Below are 19845 nucleotides of genomic sequence, written 5' to 3'. Positions count from 1 at the left end.
TTCCTTTGTGCCTATCAGACTGCGACCAACATGCCGCCATCAACAAACAGTAGATGACCATTAACGAAATCAGAGGCTCTGGATGACAGATACACCGCAGCACCAATCAGCTCTTCCGGGTTCCCCCAGCGGGCCGCTGGCGTACGTTTGCACAACCAATCGGTAAAGGCTTGATCGTCGACTAGCGCTTTTGTCATCTCGGTTTTGAAATAGCCAGGGGCGATACCATTGACCTGAATGTTGTAACGGGCCAGCTCGACACACATACCGCGAGTCAGCATTTTGACCGCGCCTTTAGAGGCGGCATAAGGTGTGATAGTGTCGCGACCTAATTCACTTTGCATGGAGCAAATATTGATAATTTTGCCACGTTGGCGCTTAACCATATAACGGGAGACCGCTTGTGAAACCAAAAATACTGATTTCTGGTTTACGGCAATAACATCATCCCAATCTTTTTCTGGGAATTCAGTAAAAGCATGGCGGCGTTGAATACCGGCATTATTAATTAAAATATCAATAGCGCCAATACTGCTCTCTATTTGTGCGATGGCCTCATTAACTGCATCATGATCAGTTACATTAAAGGCCGCTGCATGAGCAACAAATCCACTAGCACGTAATTCTGCAACGGCTTTTTCTGCCCGCTCGGCGGTGATATCATTAATAATGATTTCCGCACCAAATTCGGCCAACCCTTTTGCCAATAAAAATCCGATGCCTTGTGCTGAACCTGTAATCAATACTTTGCGTTTTTCTAACGAAAATAGATTTTTCATTTTAATTCCTAATGGCGCTAATCAAGCGACATGTAAAATAGATGTCACGAGTGATGACTGCTGAGTGAATACAGTAATAAATTCAATTTCGGCAATAAGATCACAAATAATAAAGTTGTTATTATTCCCTAATATTGCTTTAAGCTGATGGAAATCCAATTAGCGGTATTCCCAATTAAATTGACCGTCTGAAAACATGTCTCTATCAGAACGTTTTCTGCTGTAGCAAACTGTGATGCAGATCACTTTAAATCATGTTACGACAACTTGTTACCGCTTACGTGAGCAATATCGCCTTGAGGATAGAAAAAGAGCGCCGTTAGCAGAGGCTTTGCCCATTTCATTAACAGCTTGCAGATTAACTTATTGATAATAAAATAACTTAATAATGATCAGCATGGTTGTTATGGCATATTTAACCGGTAACATGCTTTTCATTACACCAGCTAACAGTGCATAATCACGTTACCCATCCCGCACCTTTGCTCCAGGTATTTGCCATGAAAAACCAGCGTGTTACGTTACAGGATATCGCGTTACTTGCCGGCGTGACCAAAATGACCGTCAGTCGCTATTTGCGTACGCCGGAAAAAGTGGCAGCAGAAACCGGTGAGCGCATTGCCCAGGTGATGGCTGAAGTTAACTACAGTGCTGATTCTGAAGGGGAAACGGCTGTTAATCAAAAAAGTCCACGGATAGGAATCTTGGTGCCCTCCTTTAATAACCAGATTTTCTCCGATTTATTAGCCGGTATTGAGTCAGTGACGGCCGCAAGTGGTTACCAGACACTGGTGGTTAACTATAACTACAGTAAAGAGCGTGAAGAGGAGCAGATTATTAATCTACTCTCCTGCCAGATTTCCGGCTTAATACTCACGGACTCGGAACATACCTTACGCGCTGATAAATATCTGAATGCTTCAGAAATTCCAATTGCACAAGTGATGGATCTGGAGCCACAATTTAATCGCATCACCGTCGGGTTCAATAATTATCAGGCCGCCTACGATATGACCGCAACACTGCTCGCCAGTGGAAAACAGAATATTGTCTATTTCGGTTCCATGTCTGATATGCGTGATCGCAAGCGTTATCAAGGTTATAGCCAGGCAATGAGTGATGCAGGTTTCACGCCATTACATATTACCCCCAATAAAGTCTCTTCGGTCTCCATTGGGGCCGGGATGTTGGCATTGGCACGACAAATGTATCCGCAGATCGATGCTATTTTCTGTACCAATGATGATATGGCGGTGGGGGTGTTACAAGAGTGCTTAAAATTGGGCATGGCGATACCTGCGGCAATGGCAATTTCCGGTTTTCATGGGTTAGATATTGGTCAGGCAACCACGCCGGTGCTGGCCAGTGTCACCACGCCACGTTTTGAAATGGGTAAAGTTGCCGCTGAGATTTTGATTAAAAAAATTAAGAAAATCCCGACAATTGAACAGGTTGACCTGCATTATCGGATTTCCCTTGGTGGCACTATTTAAGCTTTCAGCCATCTCTGCACGGATGGTCACCCCTCATTTGCTGCTATTGTTTGCTGCAATGGCAGTCACTCACTCCCCATACTCTCCCTTGCTGTTACCTGATTCCCGCCATAACAAATTACCGCAGCTGATAACATTTCAGTAAATGCCTTACATAAATGATTAACGCTCATTTGATTAGCTGAAACAATTCAGCTCGGACAATGATAGCTGGCTCACGTTACCGGTAACATGTTTTCTTAACATGATTTACAGTGACCCACATCACAAAATAAAACATTGAAAACAGGTCTCATAACGACATTCGCTGAATGGCTGCATCATCCGATGATGACCTCTCGCCATTCTGGTTTCTTTGATTTATTGACAGGTCAGGTACTCGTAATGAAAAACAGCACGCAATCCAGCTCGAAACAAGCCGTATTAATCATCGCCCCAGTAATGGACTATCTGACGGAAAAATTGGAACAAAACTTCACTGTTCACAAACTCTTCCAGATGGCGGATCACGCGCAGTTCCTGGCTGAGCAGGGCAAGAATATTAAAGGTATTGTGACCCGTGGTGATATTGGCGTGACCAACGAAGTTCTGGCGTTATTACCTGAAGTGGAGATTATCTCAATCTTCGGTGTCGGAACTGATGCGGTTGATCTGGATTATACCCGTGAGCGCAAAATCATTGTGACCACCACGCCGGGTGTGCTGACAGATGATGTGGCTGACACCGCACTGGGGCTGATTATTGCTACCTCGCGCCGCTTATGTCAGGCCGATAAATTCCTGCGCGCGGGTCAGTGGCCACACAGCAGTTTGCCATTAGCATCCAAAGTGACCGGTAAACGCCTGGGGATATTTGGTATGGGGCGTATTGGTCAAGCTATTGCCCGCCGTGCCGCTGGCTTCGATATGCCAATTGCCTATACCGATAGGGTACAGATTGAGAGTCTGCCATATCAATATGTGCCAGATTTAATCACCCTGGCGCAACAGAGCGATATTCTGGTAGTGGCAATCTCGGGTGGGAAAGAGAGTGCCGGTCTGGTCGATAAAGCTATTTTTGCGGCGATGCCCAATGATGGGATGCTGATCAATATTGCCCGTGGCAGCATGGTTAATCAGGATGATTTAATTCATGCGCTGCAACAGCAAGATATTGGCGGTGCGGGTCTGGATGTATTTGCCGATGAGCCAAATGTGCCACAGGCATTAATTGAGATGGATAATGTCGTATTACTGCCCCATATCGCCAGCGCCACAAAAGAGACGCGCATTCAAATGAGCGATATTGTGTTCTCTAATATTCATGCTCATTTCTCGGGTCAACCAGCACCAACGGCCATCACTTATTAAAAATTAAGTCATAGCAATAATAACAACATTTTGTGAAGTTTAATTAACAGCTGCAAATATTCCTTATTTGTTTTCGATATTCCCTGCGTCTTTATGCGCGATGCAGGGTAATGCTTAGCTATTATCATGAGGCGTGTTTATATGGACAGTAAGATCCCTAATGCCCGTTGGTTCCGCGTTATTGTGCCAATAATGATTGCTTGTATTATTTCTTTTATGGACCGGGTCAATATTAGTTTTGCGCTACCTGGCGGTATGGAGAGTGATCTGGCGATTACCAGCCAAATGGCCGGCTTAGCGGGCGGTATTTTCTTTATTGGTTATCTATTTTTACAAGTGCCGGGTGGCCGTATTGCGGTACATGGCAGCGGCAGAAAATTCATTGCCTATTCTCTGGCGGTCTGGGCTGTTGTTTCGATTCTGACCGGTTTTGTCACCAACCATTATCAATTGCTATTCCTGCGCTTTGTGCTGGGGGTCTCTGAGGGCGGTATGCTACCGGTGGTCCTGACCATGGTGAGTAACTGGTTCCCGGAACGTGAAATTGGCCGCGCCAATGCTTTCGTCATGATGTTCGCCCCCATCGGTGGCATGTTCACCGCGCCACTGTCCGGCTTTATTATCAATGCACTCGACTGGCGCTGGCTGTTCTTCCTTGAAGGTTCCCTGTCCGCCATCGTGCTGGTGATGTGGTGGTTTGTTATCAGTGACCGCCCTGAAGAGGCAAAATGGCTATCGGCAAAAGAGCGCGACTATCTGGTCACTGAGTTGTCACGGGAACGCGCAGAGCGGATGCTTGATGCGCCGGTGACCAATGCCCCATTAAAAGCCGTGTTCCTGAATAAAGGGCTGATGAAACTGGTGGCGCTGAACTTCTTTTATCAAACCGGGGATTATGGCTACACCCTGTGGCTGCCAACTATTTTGAAAAATCTGACCGGCGGTAATATGGCCTCGGTCGGTATTCTGGCGATTCTGCCGTTTATTGCCACTACCGCTGGGATTTATGCCATCTCCACCCTGTCGGATAGAACCGGTAAACGCCGCCTGCTGATTATGATTTCACTGTTCTGCTTCGCCGCCGGTCTGGTGACCTCGGTGATTTTCCGCCACAACGTGTTGATCTCCTATCTGGCGCTGGTGGTGTGTGGTTTCTTCCTCAAAGCCGCAACCAGCCCATTCTGGTCTATCCCAGGGCGCATTGCCGTGCCAGAAGTGGCCGGTGGCGCACGGGGTGTCATCAATGGCTTAGGTAATCTCGGCGGATTTTGCGGCCCCTATCTGGTCGGCGTGATGATCTTCTTCTATGGCCAGAGTGCGGCGGTTTGCATGTTAGCAGGCTCCTTGATTATTGCCGGGTTGATTACCCTGACATTGCCAAAAGAGTGCGATGTTGAAGTTAAAACGCCGGGCAAGGCTATCGCGGGTAAAGGGCTGGTCAAGGCTAAACGCGCTTAAATCCGCCAGGCGGTATCGGCTGGATACCCTGCTACCGCCTGCGGTCTATCACCGGAGAGTGTCATGAATTTACAGCAGCAACTCATTGCCTGCCAACAGCATCAGCAACAATTACAGCTGATGCATTTCGATCACGAAATCGCCTGGCAGTTAGGTGAAAAAATAAAGCGGCAAGCGGAACGGCAAGGTGCGGCATTGGCTATCGATATCACCGTCAATCGCCAAACCTTATTCAGCTATGCCATGCCCGGCACCAGCGCCGAGAATCATGACTGGTTGCGGCGTAAGCGCAATGTGGTGGAGCTGCTGAATACCAGCTCCTATGCCGCAGGATTGATGCTACAACAGCGCCAAACCTCGCTGGAAGCTCGCTATGGGGTTAGCCTGCGGGACTATGCCGCGCTGGGCGGTGGTTTTCCGCTACAGGTTAAACCGGCGGGAATTATTGGCAGCGTTAATGTTTCCGGCGCGCCACATTTGGATGATCACAATTTACTGTTACAGGTACTGGCGGAGTTTATCGGCTTGCCTGCGGGCAGTATTGAGCTTTTGGCTCCCCTGAGCGAATAAGGAGTGGCGATGAACCCGACTCTCACCCGTGTCACGCAGCGTATTACTGCACGATCTGCACCGACCCGCACGGCCTATCTGCAACGTATCAGCGCGGCAAAAGAGAATACAGTCCACCGCTCACAGCTGGCCTGCGGCAATCTGGCTCACGGCTTCGCCGCCTGTCAGCCGGAAGATAAAGCGGCGCTAAAGAGCATGGTGCGCAGCGATATTGCCATTATTACTTCCTATAACGATATGTTATCTGCTCATCAGCCTTATGAATATTACCCGCAACAACTGAAAGAGGCACTGCATGAGGTCGGTGCCGTCGGGCAGGTGGCGGGTGGTGTCCCGGCGATGTGTGACGGCGTGACACAAGGGCAGGATGGTATGGAGCTGTCGCTGATGAGCCGCGATGTTATCGCCATGTCAGCGGCCATCGGCCTGTCACACAATATGTTTGATGGCGCACTCTATCTCGGGGTGTGCGACAAAATTGTGCCAGGATTGCTGATGGCCGCCTTGTCATTTGGCCACTTACCGGCAGTTTTTGTCCCCGCCGGGCCAATGGCTACGGGGCTGTCCAATAAAGAGAAAGTGCGGGTTCGCCAGCTGTTTGCGGAGGGTAAAGTGGACAGACACGCCTTGCTGGAGGCGGAATCCGCCTCTTATCATAGCGCTGGCACCTGTACTTTTTACGGCACCGCCAACTCCAATCAGATGGTGATGGAGGTGATGGGGCTACATTTGCCCGGCTCCTCTTTTATCCAACCCAACACCCCACTGCGCGATGCGCTCACTGCCGCCGCGGCGCGGCAAGTGACACGACTGACTAAAAGCAGTGGTAATTATCTGCCAGTGGGGCAATTGGTGGATGAAAAAGTGGTGGTCAACGGCATGGTGGCGCTATTGGCTACCGGTGGTTCGACCAATCACACCATGCATCTGGTGGCGATGGCGCGCTCGGCGGGCATTATTATTGATTGGGATGATTTCTCCGAGTTATCGGAAGTGGTGCCACAGTTATGCCGTATCTACCCCAATGGCCCGGCGGATATCAACTATTTCCAAGCCGTCGGCGGGGTTGCCCTACTGATAAAAGAGCTGCTGCAAGGCGGTTTAGTGCATGAGGATGTCCACACCGTGGCGGGGTTTGGTCTACATCGTTATACGCAGGAGCCATATCTGGATAATGGGCAGTTGCAATGGCGCAGCGGGCCGCCGCACTCACTGGATGACTCGGTTATTGCCAGTATCGCCCAGCCGTTCTCGGCCCACGGTGGCACCAAAGTATTAAGCGGCAATCTGGGGCGGGCAGTGATGAAAACCTCGGCGGTTCCTCGTGATCATCAGATTATTGAGGGGCCGGCGGTGGTGTTTGACAGTCAACATGATGTCGGGGCCGCCTTTGAATCCGGCGAGTTGAACCGCGACTGTGTGGTGGTGGTGCGCTATCAAGGGCCACGGGCCATTGGTATGCCGGAGCTACATAAACTGATGCCCCCCTTAGGGGTGTTGTTGGATCGCGGCTTTAAGGTAGCGCTGGTCACTGATGGCCGACTGTCCGGTGCCTCAGGTAAAGTGCCGTCAGCCATTCATGTGACTCCTGAAGCCTATTGTGGTGGCCTCTTGGCAAAAATCCGTAATGGTGATCGAGTGCGGGTAGATGGTGTCAGTGGCGAGCTTGCTTTGCTGGTGAATGAAGCTGAATTGGCAGCACGCCACCCAACACTGCCGGATATCTCGGCGTTCCATGTGGGATGTGGCCGTGAGCTATTTGGCGCGCTACGGGAACAAGTGACTGGGGCAGAACAGGGGGCGTGCTGCATTCGTTTTTAGTCATTTCGACTATACTGATGAGATGCCCTTTTTTCACTCATGGAGTACGCATATGAATCGAGATAAAGAACAGCAAACCTCGCTGGATGATGATCTGACGATGCTGACTGATACCCTGGAGGAGGTGCTGCTCGCCTCGGGCGATGCCGCAGATGAGAGCTATCAGGAGATCAAGGCCAGAGCGGAGAGAGCATTAAAGGAGGTAAAGAGCCGTTTGAGTGGCCGCAATGAATGCTATATCAAACGGGCGAAAGCACTGGCGTGCTGTACTGATGATTATGTCCACGAAAAACCCTGGTGTAGCGTGGGAATTGGCGCGACTGTCGGCTTGGTTGTCGGGCTATTACTGGCGCGGCGCTAAAATATTTTCGAGGAGTCACTATTTTAGCGAAATAACTATTTTCGTGACGACTTAATTAAAATTATTTCAATTTTATTATCGGCCCTTAAATGGGTCGTTTTTATTTTGTAAAAGATAAACTGCAAGGTAAGTGAATAAAAATAATATAATGGCGGTAAGTGTTAGGAATACGCTAAGAAGTGTAAAATCATTTAAACAAACGATTGCGCGTAATTGACATGGTGCTTTTTTTATAAATAATCCTAGCCGCACATTTATTAATCTATATTTTGTTTCTGATTCCATTTGCTTTGTCGCAGGTAGAGTGAGTTCATTATTTAATAAATGTTAGTGGGGTGTTTGTATTATGTTTTAATAATGGGAGGTTATATAAATGCATAGTTTGTCGTGTGCATCTAAATTATTTCGTCCATTACTTTTATCAACCATTATCAGTAATATACTTTTGCCTGGATTTAGTATTGCGGAAGAACGTAAATATACCTATTCATCTGCAATTTCCGGCCCGTCATCTGTGGCATTATCTGATGCTATATCAGGAGATGGCAATTATAAAGCCACGGTAAATGTCGATAATCCCAGTAGCAGTCTTGAGATTTATCTTGGCCAAACAGAGACTGCCAATAAAGCATACGATATTGGGGATTATTCCGTCGAGATTAATGGACAGAATACTGTCGACAATCCCTATACCGCTTTTTTTGGTTTGGCTGTCGATAAAAATAACACCGTGTCATTAAATAACTTCAGTTATGACAATAAACTGAAAATTGGTGGTGATGGTCATCATCACAATAGTACGGCGCTGATGGTCTCTAACGGCTCTGAGGTGACCATTAATGGTAAAGTTTATATTAATTCACTTGTCGAAATGGATACCAGCGGGACAGGCAACACCACCGTGGCCAATAATGGCCTGTATGCGACCGGGGTCGGCTCAACGATTACTGCAAATAGTGGTGATGTTTATATTAACACCTACGCCAAAGACTTTTTGGAGGCATTGAATCAAAACGATACTTACCCCAGTGGTAGTTCGAAAAGTGATGCTGTTAGTGGTAAGCGCGGCGGTCAGGTAACCATTAACGAAACAGGTAATTATCAAGTTAACTTACTGGGTAACCTAGACTTGGGGAGTGAGTTTGGGACTGGCAGCAGCATTACCGCCGTCTTAAATGGCAGTGACTCCTATTGGCATGGTACTGAGGCCAATACCTATAATGAAGCTACTAATACTTGGGCGGGTAAACTGGATGTGACTTTAATGAATAAAGCGCAGTGGATACCCGATGCGGTAAATGCGGAGATCAGTGCATTGAATCTGCAAAAAGACGGTGTTGTTAATTTGCATGGTTTAAATCTTCATACCAATAAAAGTCAGAATGAAAGTGTCAAAATTTATGACTTAAAAGGCAATGACGGTATTTTCCTGATTGATGTCAATACCAGCAAAACTGATGACCAACGCAAGAATGGCAGTGATTTTATTGAGGTGGTCAGCAGCAGTACCGGTGGGACTCACTATATTGAAGCCTTGAACGTCAATAAATTGGCGGATCTGAGAGAAGATATTTGGGTGGCAGATGCGGCCAATAATGTCAGCTTTAAAGCATACGATCAGATCGATATTACCAACGAATATGTTTATGACTATAAACCTCTGCTTCGTTCGGATATCAAAGAGGGTGACCCGGTAAGTCAGTACGGTACTAACTGGTATATCACCGGCGTTGACAAAAAGTTAAGTGCCGGGAGTGATACCGCATTGGCGAATGCCAGTGTCAACTATGCTACAGCCACTGCGCGTATTGAAATTGATAATCTCAACAAACGATTAGGTGAATTGAGGAGTGACCAACAGGAGAATGGACTCTGGTTGCGTTATAAAGGCGGTGAGTTAAAGAGTCATGAGGGGAGCTACTTTAAAAACCGCTACAATTTCTATCAGCTAGGTTATGACCATAAGGATGAAAATGAGAATGGCATTTGGACAACAGGTTTGGCCGGCCACTATCTGGATGGTAAATCAACCTTTGATCAGGGTTCTGGTGATAACAAAAGCTACGGTGCGAGCATTTATGGTTCATGGAATCGACCAGAGAAACAAGATTATGTGGATTTGGTCTTGAAATATAGTCACCTGAAGAGCAACTTTGATTACCAAAATACACTGGGTACTGCTGGCTATGGTTCAGCCAGTAACGGGGCCTGGAGTGCCAGTGCGGAATATGGTCGTGAGTTCTCAATCGGTAGTGGTAATTTCATCGAACCACAAGGGCAACTGGTTTACACGCACATTAATAAAGCCGACTACACGACGAGCAGTGGCTTAAAAGTCCAGCAGGATAATATCAACAGTGTGATTGGTCGTGCTGGGGTGCGGGTAGGTCATCGGTTTGACGAAAATAGCAATAATGATATTTATCTGAAAGCCGATTTGCTACATGAGTTTGCCGGTGATCGTAATGTCACTATTCAAGGTAAAGATGCCACACTGGTCTCTAAACAAGATGGGAAAGATAGCTGGATAGCTTACGGTGTGGGGACCAACATCCAGTTAACGGAAGATAACAACTCCCGCTTCTATCTTGATGTGGAAAAATCTTCCGGCGGCGACATCAATACCAGCTGGCAGGTGAACGCCGGTCTGCGCTGGGAGTTCTAACTCAAGCACGCTCGCGATATTAAGGGCAGGGGTATCTCTGCCCTTTATTATTAATGGCCACTTAGTGGGTCATTTTTATAGTGAAAATATTATTGTTTTTTAATTTAATATATAGGTAGTCATTGTCTATAAACTAATATTTATAATTAATATACATGATACTATTTTATTTAAATGAGAAAGTGTAACGAACAAATAAATATCGTGATGTAAGTCACGCTTCTAATAATATTGCCAACCATAAACAGTAGCGTAACAATACTTGGTTGTTTATGTTCTATCATATTTAGACGGCGATAATCATAAGTGCTCTCATAGGTGCCTTGTCAGCTAATGTTTGTTTTCAATGTCTTATCTTATTTAGCACTTGAAGTGATATATCCGCTGTGGCGCTATGACGCTATTTTCACTCAGTAAATAGGGATTCATTCTTAATGATAAATGAATCGACTTCACACAGCCTTTATTTAATGTGGCTAAATATAGTTAATATATAAATCATAAGGAATCTATTATGAGTAATACACTCGATCTATCAACCTACTCATCTAATGGCACCCCCTACCAAGTCAAATTTATTAATCAGTCCCCATCGGCCTGGATTGTCTATTTATATCAAAAAATGCCTAATCAACCCTCGGAGGTGTTCTCTTTAGCCTGGCAGGCCTCGCCATTCAAAGTTGCGCCTAATAGCTTTTTTACTTTTAAATGGTCAATTGATTACTCATTTATCTGGGGGCGAACGGGTGCACTGACGGATGGGGTGGTTTTTGAGGCTGGTGCGGTATTGAATGCTGATCCGACAGGCAATAATCAGGTGACATTTGACACGGCAAATAACACCCCGACCTTTAGTAATCTGTCGAGCGGTGGGCAAGCGGGCAAGTTGACGATTATTGAAGGTAGTAACATGCCAAACAATATCTATTCCACGGGGATTGGTATGTCAGGGCAGGGGGCTTTTGTGCAGCAAGTCTTAACCAATACGACCCAAATTTATACACCTGAACCACTCTATTTCATCGCCGCTGGTCAGGGGATTCAAATGGGGCAAGTATTAGCCCAAACCGTGACCAATGCGAGTGAGTTAAAATACTCAGGAAATGTCTATTCGTTAGTGGCATTGCTGACCGAAACGCAGCAATGGAGTATTGTTCCGGCATAACGTAAATAAATGACTAATATGACAAATATCACGGAGGTAACCTATATCTTCGTGATATTCCTAGTCACAGGATATCGAAGATCTTGGTGATGTCGCCATTGCAACACAATAGGGGCTTAAGCGGATGGGCTTATCCCACCATGGGCATAAGTCATCCAATACCAATGCTCAGCTGATACCCCTTGTTGAGTATATAAAAACATCAATATCAAATATTAGTGTGATAACTAACAATAACTATTGAATCAGACTTTTATTATTATTCACGGCCCGTATAATCCCACTCTTTCTGTTGATTTGCCGAGGTGGTCGTGAAACAACTTTCTGGTTTGTTGGGCGAATTACGGCAGAAGTTACGTGCCGGTTTCCCTGACCAGGCAGGTATTCGGCAAATTATCTTGCCCGCATCGGGTCAGGTGGGGAGCCAACTCTTGGAGTGGCTGGCTGCACAATGCCATTTCCCACAATTCTATTGGCACCATCGTGAAGGCCATGAAGAGGCCGCGGTCTGTGGGCAAACTCGCCAATTTAACGATGTGCAATCTGCGGATGCCTTTATCCAGCAGCATGAATTGATAAAACAAAACAGTGATGCCACGGGATTACGGATTTGGGGGCTGAATGCCTTCGAGCCGGTGAGCCTGGTCCTCCCCTCTGCTGTCACCGAAGCTTGCGCGCTGCAACAGACGCAGACCAGTTTTCTGTTTCTCCCGCGAATTGAAATTTTGCGCCGTGGCAACCGTACCCACGTGACCCTCAATCTGGTGAGCGACTGCTCCCTACAGCAAGATGCGCTACTGGCTATCGCCTTTATCGATCAACTGGTCGCCGCCAAACCGCTCCCCGCGCTGGATGTTCAGGTGCAACATGCCAGCCATGTACCGGAGTATCCACAGTGGCGCAGCCTGATTCAGCAGGCGCTGAGCAGCATTGAGCAGCAGGCGATGGAGAAGGTGGTTCTGGCGCGCGCCACCCGCTTAACTCTCGATAAACCGCTCTCCTGTTGCGCCTTTATGGCGGCTAGCCGCCAGGTCAACCACCACTGCTTCCACTTTATGCTGCGCTTTGATACTCAGCGGGCATTTTTAGGCTCCAGCCCTGAGCGCCTCTATTTGCGCCAGAAATGGCATCTGGAAACGGAAGCTCTGGCGGGCACGACCTCTAATGATGATGACCATCAGCAAGCTATGGCGCTGGCTGACTGGTTAATGGGTGATGAAAAAAATCAGCGCGAGAATTTGCTGGTGGTTGATGACATTTGCCAGCGCTTACAAGGCGGTGTTGTCGCGGTGGATGTTATGCCGCCAGAGATAATCCGATTGCGCAAAGTGCAGCATCTGCGCCGCCGCATCCATGCGCAGCTCAATCGCGCCAGTGATACTGATTGCCTGCAACGACTGCAACCGACGGCAGCGGTGGCTGGTTTACCGCGCAATATCGCCCGCCAGTTTATTGCCGAGAACGAGCCATTTTCCCGTGGCTGGTATGCCGGTTCTGCGGGCTATCTTTCACGGCAACAGTCAGAGTTCAGTGTCACCCTGCGCTCGGCATGGCTAGAGGATCAATGGGTCAATCTGTATGCCGGTGCCGGTATTGTCGCGGGATCTGACCCTGAGCTGGAGTGGCAAGAGATTAACCATAAATCGGCGGGATTGCGCACCTTGCTCGATAGTCAGCAAGAGAGTAAAACCTAACATGTCGCAATTAACCGCACTCGTTATGTGGGCGGATTGTGGCCCCCTGATGCCAGGTGTAGACTGTGGCTAATAGGCTATTCAGGGCGATCTCTTGGTCTCGTAGGGTAGGATTTTAACCATTAACTCAGCCACACCGGGCTTGCAGAGGATAGATAGCACTCCTCATGCTGATTGTCGGGTCGTAGTGTCTGTTAACTGACTTTTGGGCGAATCATGTCGACAAGTATTTTTAACCGTCGTTGGGCGGCATTGCTGCTGGAGGCGTTAACTCGCCACGGCGTGCGTCATATCTGTATTGCGCCCGGATCCCGCTCAACACCCCTAACCTTGGCGGCGGCGGCGAATCCGGCGCTGGTTTGCCACACCCACTTTGATGAGCGCGGTCTGGGTCATCTGGCTCTCGGGTTGGCGAAAGCCTCAACTGAGCCGGTGGCGGTGATTGTCACTTCCGGCACTGCGGCGGCCAATCTCTATCCGGCGCTGATCGAAGCGGGGCTAACCGGTGAGCGTCTGATCTTCCTGACCGCCGATCGCCCACCAGAATTGATCGACTGCGGTGCCAATCAGGCTATCCGCCAGCAAGGGCTGTTTGCCAGCCACCCCACTGTCAGTATCAATCTGCCCCGACCCACGCCGGATATTGCCGCCAGCTGGTTGGTGGCGACCCTCGATAGCGCGATGGCGCAATTACACCATGGCGGCCTGCACATTAACTGCCCCTTTGCTGAACCGCTCTATGGCGGCGATGAGCAGTGCTATGCCGACTGGTCTGCCACCCTGGGCGACTGGTGGCAAGATAGCCATCCGTGGCTGCGACAATCACACTATCAACCGCAGATGCAGCAGCCTGATTGGTTTTTCTGGCGGCAAAAACGCGGTGTAGTGATTGCCGGGCGCATGACGGCAGAAGAGGGGGCACAACTGGCACCGTGGGCGGAGCTGTTGGGCTGGCCGCTGATTGGCGATGTACTATCGCAAACCGGCCAACCGCTACCCTGCGCAGATCTGTGGCTAGGGCGTCAGGATGCACAGCAAGTGCTGAATCAGGCACAGGTAGTGCTGCAATTTGGTAGCAGCCTGACGGGTAAACGGCTGTTGCAGTGGCAGGCGCAGTGTCAGCCGCAAGAGTATTGGCTGGTGGATAATCTGCCGGGCCGCCTTGATCCGGCCAATCACCGTGGGCGCAGAATTATTTCACCGGTGAATGAGTGGTTGGAGCAGCATCCAGCGCAACGCCGTCTCCCTTGGGCTGCTGAACTGATTGAATTGTCGCAAAAAGTGCAGTTCCATGTGGCAGAAGCGCTGAACGATCAGTTCAGCGAGGCGGCAGTGGCGCATCAATTGGCGGCACTATTGCCCGAAAACGGCCAGCTGTTTGTCGGCAACAGTTTGATTGTTCGCCTTATTGATGCGCTCGGCCAACTGCCTGTCGGCTATCCGGTTTACAGCAACCGTGGCGCCAGCGGCATTGATGGTCTGCTATCGACGGCGGCGGGTGTCCAGCGAGCCACCGCCAAACCGACACTGGCGATCGTCGGTGATCTCTCCGCCCTTTATGACCTGAATGCGCTGGCGTTATTGCGCCAAAGTTCGGCGCCAATGGTGCTGCTGGTGGTGAATAACAATGGCGGGCAGATCTTCTCACTGCTGCCGACACCACAAGCTGATCGCCAGCGTTTCTATTGTATGCCGCAAAATGTCAATTTTGAACATGCCGCCGCTATGTTCAGCCTAAATTATGCTCGCCCTGAGAGCTGGCTTGCGCTACAGCAGCGGGTCGAGCAGTGTTGGCTACAAGGTGGTGTGACACTGATCGAAATAGAGGTGCCGCCAAGTCAGGGGGCCGAAACAGTGCAACAATTGCTGCAACAGGTGGCCCAGCTATGACACTCGCCTGCCGTAAACTCACCGCTCATCCCCAATCTGCCACACAGCAACACGCCGGGCCGTGGCTGGTATGGTTACATGGTCTGCTGGGCAGTGGTGAGGATTGGCTGCCCGTTGCCGAGCTGTGCGGTGACACCCCCTCGCTGCTGGTCGACCTGCCGGGTCACGGCAAATCTACCGCCCTGACCACCAGCGGTTTTGCTGATATAAGCCGCCAGTTAGTGCAAACATTGCAGGCTAACGGCATTGGCGAATATTGGCTGGCAGGCTACTCTTTAGGCGGCAGAATTGCGATGTATCACGCCTGTTATGGTAGCCATCATGGCTTACAGGGGCTATTGGTCGAAGGGGGAAACCTCGGATTGGAAAGTGATGAGTTGCGCCGTCAGCGCCAACAAAACGACCACCAATGGGCGCAGCGTTTTCGCCAGGAACCTCTGCCGCAAGTGCTAACCGACTGGTATCAACAAGCCGTATTTGCGGATTTAGACGCCCAACAGCGCGAGCAATTGGTGCTATTACGTGCCAACAATAGCGGCCCCGCCGTAGCTGAGATGCTCGAAGCAACCTCACTGGGGCATCAGCCATGGCTCTTGCCCGCCTTGCAACGCCTGCGCGTCCCATACACCTATCTGTGCGGGGAGCGCGACCATAAATTCCAGCAATTGGCTGAACAGCATAAGTTGCCATTACGCACACTGGCCCGCGCCGGACACAATGCTCACCGTGCTAACCCCGGTGCATTTGCCGCGCAGGTTCTTTCGTTTCTATCACAATCTTCATTTTCACCCCTCTCCCGTTAAAGGAATGCTTACTATGCTTTATCCGAGCGAAGAACAACTGTATGCCGCCATCGATTGGCAAGATTGCTCCGCCGGGTTTGAAGATATTCGCTATCACAAATCCAGCGATGGTATCGCCAAGATCACCATTAACCGCCCTCATGTGCGTAACGCATTCCGCCCACTGACGGTTAAAGAGATGATTCAGGCGCTGGCGGATGCCCGCTATGATGACAATATCGGCGTGATCATTTTGACCGGCGAAGGCGAAAAAGCTTTCTGCTCCGGCGGCGATCAGAAGGTTCGTGGCGACTACGGCGGCTATCAGGATGCCACTGGTACTCATCACCTAAACGTGCTGGATTTCCAGCGCCAAATCCGCACCTGCCCGAAGCCGATAGTCGCCATGGTGGCTGGCTACTCCATTGGTGGCGGCCATGTACTGCACATGATGTGTGACCTGACTGTCGCGGCAGATAACGCCATCTTCGGTCAAACCGGGCCAAAAGTTGGCTCATTCGATGGCGGCTGGGGTGCGGCTTATATGGCGCGCATTGTTGGCCAGAAAAAAGCGCGCGAAATCTGGTTCTTATGTCGCCAATACGATGCCAAACAAGCCCTGGATATGGGGCTGGTCAACACGGTGGTGCCGGTCGCTGATTTGGAAAAAGAGACGGTGCGCTGGTGCCGTGAAATGCTGGAAAACAGCCCAATGGCACTGCGCTGCTTGAAAGCGGCACTGAATGCGGATTGCGATGGTCAGGCGGGCCTGCAAGAGCTAGCCGGTAACGCCACCATGCTGTTCTATATGACCGAAGAGGGTCAAGAGGGGCGTAACGCATTCAACGAAAAACGCCAGCCGGACTTCAGCAAATTCAAGCGAAATCCGTAATGCGCGCGGCCACACTTTACCGCTACAGCATACCGATGGATGCGGGAGTGATCCTGCGCCATCAGCGGCTGAAAAATCGCGATGGTTTGCTGGTGAAGTTGCAGCAGGGTGAGCAGATCGGTTGGGGGGAGATAGCCCCATTACCGGAGTTCAGTCAGGAGACCGTGGTTGAAGCACAAACGGCGGCAACCAGCTGGCTACAGAGCTGGGTGAGTGGCGAGGTGCCGGATTTCGGCGCGCTGCCTTGTGTGGCTTTCGGTCTTAGCTGCGCACTGGCGGAGCTGGATCAAAGCTTGCCACTGGCGGCGGATTACCGCAAAGCCCCGCTATGCACCGGGGACCCCGATGAGCTGTTCGCGGTGCTACAGGCGCTGCCGGGTGAGAAAGTCGCTAAGGTAAAAGTTGGGCTGTATGAAGCGGTGCGCGACGGCATGATAGTCAATGTGCTGCTGGAAGCTCTGCCGGATCTGAAATTGCGGCTGGATGCTAATCGTAGCTGGACACGCGCCAAGGCGGATGGCTTTGCCAAATATGTCAATCCTGAGCTGCGTTCGCGCATCGCCTTTCTGGAGGAGCCGTGCAAGAGCCGCGCGGAATCCCGCGAATTTGCGCGCGACACCGGGATCGCCATTGCCTGGGATGAGAGTGTACGTGAAGCTGATTTTCAGGTTGAAGCTGAGCCGGGTGTCGCGGCGATTGTGATCAAGCCGACACTGGTGGGCAGCATTGCTCGCTGCCAACAACTGGTGCAACAAGCGCATCAGGCGGGTTTGGTCGCGGTGATAAGCTCCAGCATTGAGTCGAGTCTGGGCCTGACCCAACTGGCGCGACTGGCCCACTGGCTGACACCATCCACTGTGCCGGGGCTGGATACACTGGAGTTGATGCAAGCGCAGTTGTTGCGCCCATGGCCGCAGAGCAACCTGCCGCTAATGACAGTGGATCAACTGGACGTGCTATGGCGCAGCTGAATGATTGGCCGTGGCAATCCGTCTCTCCATGGCGACATTGGGCCAATCTTCGCCCCCAAGGGATAGCCATACGGGCGGGGTCGCAACCGATCAGTTGGCAACAACTGACGGCTGAAATTGATGATCGGGCCGCTACTTTCCAACAGCAGGGCGTGAGTTGCGGCAGTGGTGTGGTAGTGCGGGGTAAAAACAGCTACTCGCTATTGCTGGCGTATCTGGCGGCGTTACAGTGCGGCGCCCGTGTGTTGCCGCTGAATCCGCAACTCCCCGAGGTGCTATTGGCACAGCTGTTACCACAGCTAAATATCGATTTTATGCTGAATCTGGCGGCTCCTTTATCGGCACACCTGGCTTTTACACCGCTGGCACTGAGCACGGATAGTGCGGCGGCGCAGAGTAGGGCTAACCCTGCAGTGGCATGGGATAACCAACGGCTGGCGACCATGACACTCACCTCCGGCTCCTCTGGCCTACCCAAAGCGGCAGTGCATAGCGCGGCGGCCCATTTAGCCAGTTCGGATGGCGTGTTACAGCTGATGGATTTCACGCCAACAGATAGCTGGCTGCTATCGTTACCGCTGTTTCATGTCTCAGGGCAGGGTATTGTGTGGCGCTGGTTAAGTATTGGTGCGACCTTGGTGCTGCCAGAGGGAGTGCCGCTGGCAGCAGCACTGAGTGGATGCAGCCACGCCTCGCTGGTTCCCACGCAGTTATGGCGATTATTGGCGAGTGAGGGCGCGGCGTTAACCCTAAAAGAGGTGCTGCTGGGCGGTGCGATGATCCCCACCGAGCTGACGCAACAGGCCGAGGCTCGAGGTATCCGCTGCTGGTGCGGTTATGGTTTGACTGAAGCGGCCTCTACGGTGTGCGCCAAACGCGCCGACGGCCTGCCCGGTGTGGGGGCGGCACTGGTGCGCCGTGAGGTCAAATTGGTAGAAAATGAGGTGTGGGTGAGAGCCGATTGCCTGGCTGCCGGTTATTGGCAGCAGGGGCAGGTACGACCAATATGCGACGATGATGGTTGGTTTCACACTCGTGATCGTGGTGAATGGCAGCAAGGCGAGCTACACATTATCGGGCGGCTGGATAACCTGTTTTTCAGTGGTGGTGAGGGGATTCAGCCGGAGGATATCGAGCGGGTTTTATTGCAATATCCCGGCGTGCAGCAAGCCTTTGTTGTCCCTATCACTGACAGTGAATTCGGTCACCGGCCAGTGGCGGTAATTGATGCCGATGAAACCGTGGATGATATGGCCTTGGCGGATTGGCTAACGCCGCGATTGGCGGTGTTTCAGCGCCCAGTGGCGTTTTATCGTCTGCCGGAGGCGCTGAAGGGGGGAGGGATTAAGGTGTCGAGGCGGGGGGTGGTTGATTTTGTGGCTGGATCTGGTTTCGGTTGATAATTGGTTTGATGATCGGTTCGGTTGTTGGATATCGGATCTGGTTTCGGTTGATATTCGGTTTGATGATCGGTTCGGTTGACATGAAATCGGCGTTCACTTGGCCTCCCGCGCCTCAACCGCCAAAGGGGTTACAAGCGCGTAACCCCCTTGGAACCCCTGCGCTAGCGCACGTATCGCTTGCCCACTTCGTGGGTTCCCTCAATCATCGTTTCGGCTGGCGGACGGCTTTACGCGGGTCCCTCCGCGCGACGCCTAAAACGGGCGTCCTGCCCGTTTTCCTTGCCTACTCTCTTCACTCGGCAGCTCAAATGTGCTTTTAACTTCAAAACCTAAAAACAGGGTTTTGATTTTGACTTTCTTTTTTGACCTTAAGCGCAATCAGGAATATTGCCGACGAGGATGGAGGGTAGAGTGAGCGGGCAGGACGCCCGCGAAAAGCGCGCTTGGGCAGGGATGCCCATCGCGCTGGCTCGTCAGCCCGAAAGACGTGGGAGGTTTACCCGCAGGGCAATATTTCGCGCCAGGCGCGGGTGTTGGGCCGCCGCCCTGCG

The 19845-nt window shown here is 50.7% G+C and carries 15 protein-coding genes; 14 read left to right on the top strand and 1 reads right to left on the bottom strand.

Annotated features, from left to right (window positions below):
• Positions 1 to 14 precede the first annotated feature (14 nt).
• A complete protein-coding gene (gene idnO, locus FFE93_RS14365; RefSeq protein WP_138775380.1) occupies positions 15 to 779 on the bottom strand; it encodes a gluconate 5-dehydrogenase in 765 nt (254 codons plus the stop codon).
• A gap of 500 nt (positions 780 to 1279) precedes the next feature.
• Between idnO and FFE93_RS14360 the strand changes: the two genes are divergently transcribed.
• The 14 genes from FFE93_RS14360 to menE all read left to right on the top strand — a co-directional run bounded on the left by FFE93_RS14360 (position 1280) and on the right by menE (position 19291).
• Positions 1280 to 2272, top strand: coding sequence for a substrate-binding domain-containing protein (locus FFE93_RS14360; protein WP_005276369.1), 993 nt, complete (start codon positions 1280 to 1282; stop codon positions 2270 to 2272).
• Between the two features lie 384 nt (positions 2273 to 2656).
• Positions 2657 to 3622 carry a 2-hydroxyacid dehydrogenase gene (locus FFE93_RS14355; RefSeq protein WP_032898285.1) on the top strand — a complete coding sequence of 322 codons (966 nt, stop codon included), beginning with the start codon at positions 2657 to 2659 and terminating at the stop codon, positions 3620 to 3622.
• A 141-nt stretch (positions 3623 to 3763) separates the two neighbouring features.
• Positions 3764 to 5080 carry an MFS transporter gene (locus FFE93_RS14350; RefSeq protein ID WP_054872431.1) on the top strand — a complete coding sequence of 439 codons (1317 nt, stop codon included), beginning with the start codon at positions 3764 to 3766 and terminating at the stop codon, positions 5078 to 5080.
• A 63-nt stretch (positions 5081 to 5143) separates the two neighbouring features.
• On the top strand, positions 5144 to 5650 hold the full coding sequence (locus tag FFE93_RS14345) for a heme-degrading domain-containing protein (protein WP_005276360.1): 507 nt from the start codon (positions 5144 to 5146) through the stop codon (positions 5648 to 5650).
• 9 nt (positions 5651 to 5659) lie between these two features.
• Positions 5660 to 7471, top strand: coding sequence for a phosphogluconate dehydratase (gene edd / locus FFE93_RS14340; protein ID WP_186367658.1), 1812 nt, complete (start codon positions 5660 to 5662; stop codon positions 7469 to 7471).
• A 52-nt stretch (positions 7472 to 7523) separates the two neighbouring features.
• Positions 7524 to 7832 (top strand): DUF883 domain-containing protein, encoded by a 309-nt coding sequence (locus FFE93_RS14335; protein ID WP_138775378.1) that lies wholly within the window; start codon positions 7524 to 7526, stop codon positions 7830 to 7832.
• Between the two features lie 373 nt (positions 7833 to 8205).
• Positions 8206 to 10497 (top strand): autotransporter outer membrane beta-barrel domain-containing protein, encoded by a 2292-nt coding sequence (locus FFE93_RS14330; RefSeq protein WP_138775377.1) that lies wholly within the window; start codon positions 8206 to 8208, stop codon positions 10495 to 10497.
• A 514-nt stretch (positions 10498 to 11011) separates the two neighbouring features.
• Complete coding sequence (locus FFE93_RS14325; protein ID WP_005276351.1) at positions 11012 to 11662, top strand: hypothetical protein; 651 nt, start codon at positions 11012 to 11014, stop codon at positions 11660 to 11662.
• A gap of 311 nt (positions 11663 to 11973) precedes the next feature.
• Positions 11974 to 13356 (top strand): isochorismate synthase MenF, encoded by a 1383-nt coding sequence (gene menF / locus FFE93_RS14320; protein ID WP_005276350.1) that lies wholly within the window; start codon positions 11974 to 11976, stop codon positions 13354 to 13356.
• 216 nt (positions 13357 to 13572) lie between these two features.
• A complete protein-coding gene (menD, locus tag FFE93_RS14315) occupies positions 13573 to 15246 on the top strand; it encodes a 2-succinyl-5-enolpyruvyl-6-hydroxy-3-cyclohexene-1-carboxylic-acid synthase (RefSeq protein ID WP_138775376.1) in 1674 nt (557 codons plus the stop codon).
• Positions 15243 to 16049, top strand: a complete 807-nt coding sequence (gene menH / locus FFE93_RS14310; protein ID WP_049599385.1) for a 2-succinyl-6-hydroxy-2,4-cyclohexadiene-1-carboxylate synthase — start codon at positions 15243 to 15245, stop codon at positions 16047 to 16049. Before menD ends, menH begins: the two co-directional genes overlap by 4 nt.
• 13 nt (positions 16050 to 16062) lie before the next feature.
• Entirely contained in the window at positions 16063 to 16920 is an 858-nt protein-coding gene (gene menB, locus FFE93_RS14305) for a 1,4-dihydroxy-2-naphthoyl-CoA synthase (RefSeq protein ID WP_049599382.1), read from the top strand.
• Positions 16920 to 17891, top strand: coding sequence for an o-succinylbenzoate synthase (menC, locus tag FFE93_RS14300; protein WP_138775375.1), 972 nt, complete (start codon positions 16920 to 16922; stop codon positions 17889 to 17891). Before menB ends, menC begins: the two co-directional genes overlap by 1 nt.
• Positions 17879 to 19291 carry an o-succinylbenzoate--CoA ligase gene (menE, locus tag FFE93_RS14295; RefSeq protein WP_138775374.1) on the top strand — a complete coding sequence of 471 codons (1413 nt, stop codon included), beginning with the start codon at positions 17879 to 17881 and terminating at the stop codon, positions 19289 to 19291. Before menC ends, menE begins: the two co-directional genes overlap by 13 nt.
• Positions 19292 to 19845: the final 554 nt, after the last annotated feature.

Source organism: Yersinia sp. KBS0713 (assembly GCF_005937895.2).
GTDB lineage: Bacteria > Pseudomonadota > Gammaproteobacteria > Enterobacterales > Enterobacteriaceae > Yersinia > Yersinia bercovieri.
Note: the sequence above shows the minus strand (reverse complement) of the source record. Positions and strands in the feature narration are given on the sequence as shown.

Bases quoted from the DNA above. Each gene is read 5' to 3' on its own strand.
- FFE93_RS14325 (WP_005276351.1), top strand. From the start codon at position 11,012: ATGAGTAATACACTCGATCTATCAACCTACTCATCTAATGGCACCCCC.
- menD (WP_138775376.1), top strand. From the start codon at position 13,573: ATGTCGACAAGTATTTTTAACCGTCGTTGGGCGGCATTGCTGCTGGAG.
- FFE93_RS14350 (WP_054872431.1), top strand. From the start codon at position 3,764: ATGGACAGTAAGATCCCTAATGCCCGTTGGTTCCGCGTTATTGTGCCA.
- FFE93_RS14330 (WP_138775377.1), top strand. From the start codon at position 8,206: ATGCATAGTTTGTCGTGTGCATCTAAATTATTTCGTCCATTACTTTTA.
- FFE93_RS14345 (WP_005276360.1), top strand. From the start codon at position 5,144: ATGAATTTACAGCAGCAACTCATTGCCTGCCAACAGCATCAGCAACAA.
- menE (WP_138775374.1), top strand. From the start codon at position 17,879: ATGGCGCAGCTGAATGATTGGCCGTGGCAATCCGTCTCTCCATGGCGA.
- FFE93_RS14360 (WP_005276369.1), top strand. From the start codon at position 1,280: ATGAAAAACCAGCGTGTTACGTTACAGGATATCGCGTTACTTGCCGGC.
- idnO (WP_138775380.1), bottom strand. From the start codon at position 779: ATGAAAAATCTATTTTCGTTAGAAAAACGCAAAGTATTGATTACAGGT.
- FFE93_RS14355 (WP_032898285.1), top strand. From the start codon at position 2,657: ATGAAAAACAGCACGCAATCCAGCTCGAAACAAGCCGTATTAATCATC.
- menC (WP_138775375.1), top strand. From the start codon at position 16,920: ATGCGCGCGGCCACACTTTACCGCTACAGCATACCGATGGATGCGGGA.
- menH (WP_049599385.1), top strand. From the start codon at position 15,243: ATGACACTCGCCTGCCGTAAACTCACCGCTCATCCCCAATCTGCCACA.
- menB (WP_049599382.1), top strand. From the start codon at position 16,063: ATGCTTTATCCGAGCGAAGAACAACTGTATGCCGCCATCGATTGGCAA.
- FFE93_RS14335 (WP_138775378.1), top strand. From the start codon at position 7,524: ATGAATCGAGATAAAGAACAGCAAACCTCGCTGGATGATGATCTGACG.
- edd (WP_186367658.1), top strand. From the start codon at position 5,660: ATGAACCCGACTCTCACCCGTGTCACGCAGCGTATTACTGCACGATCT.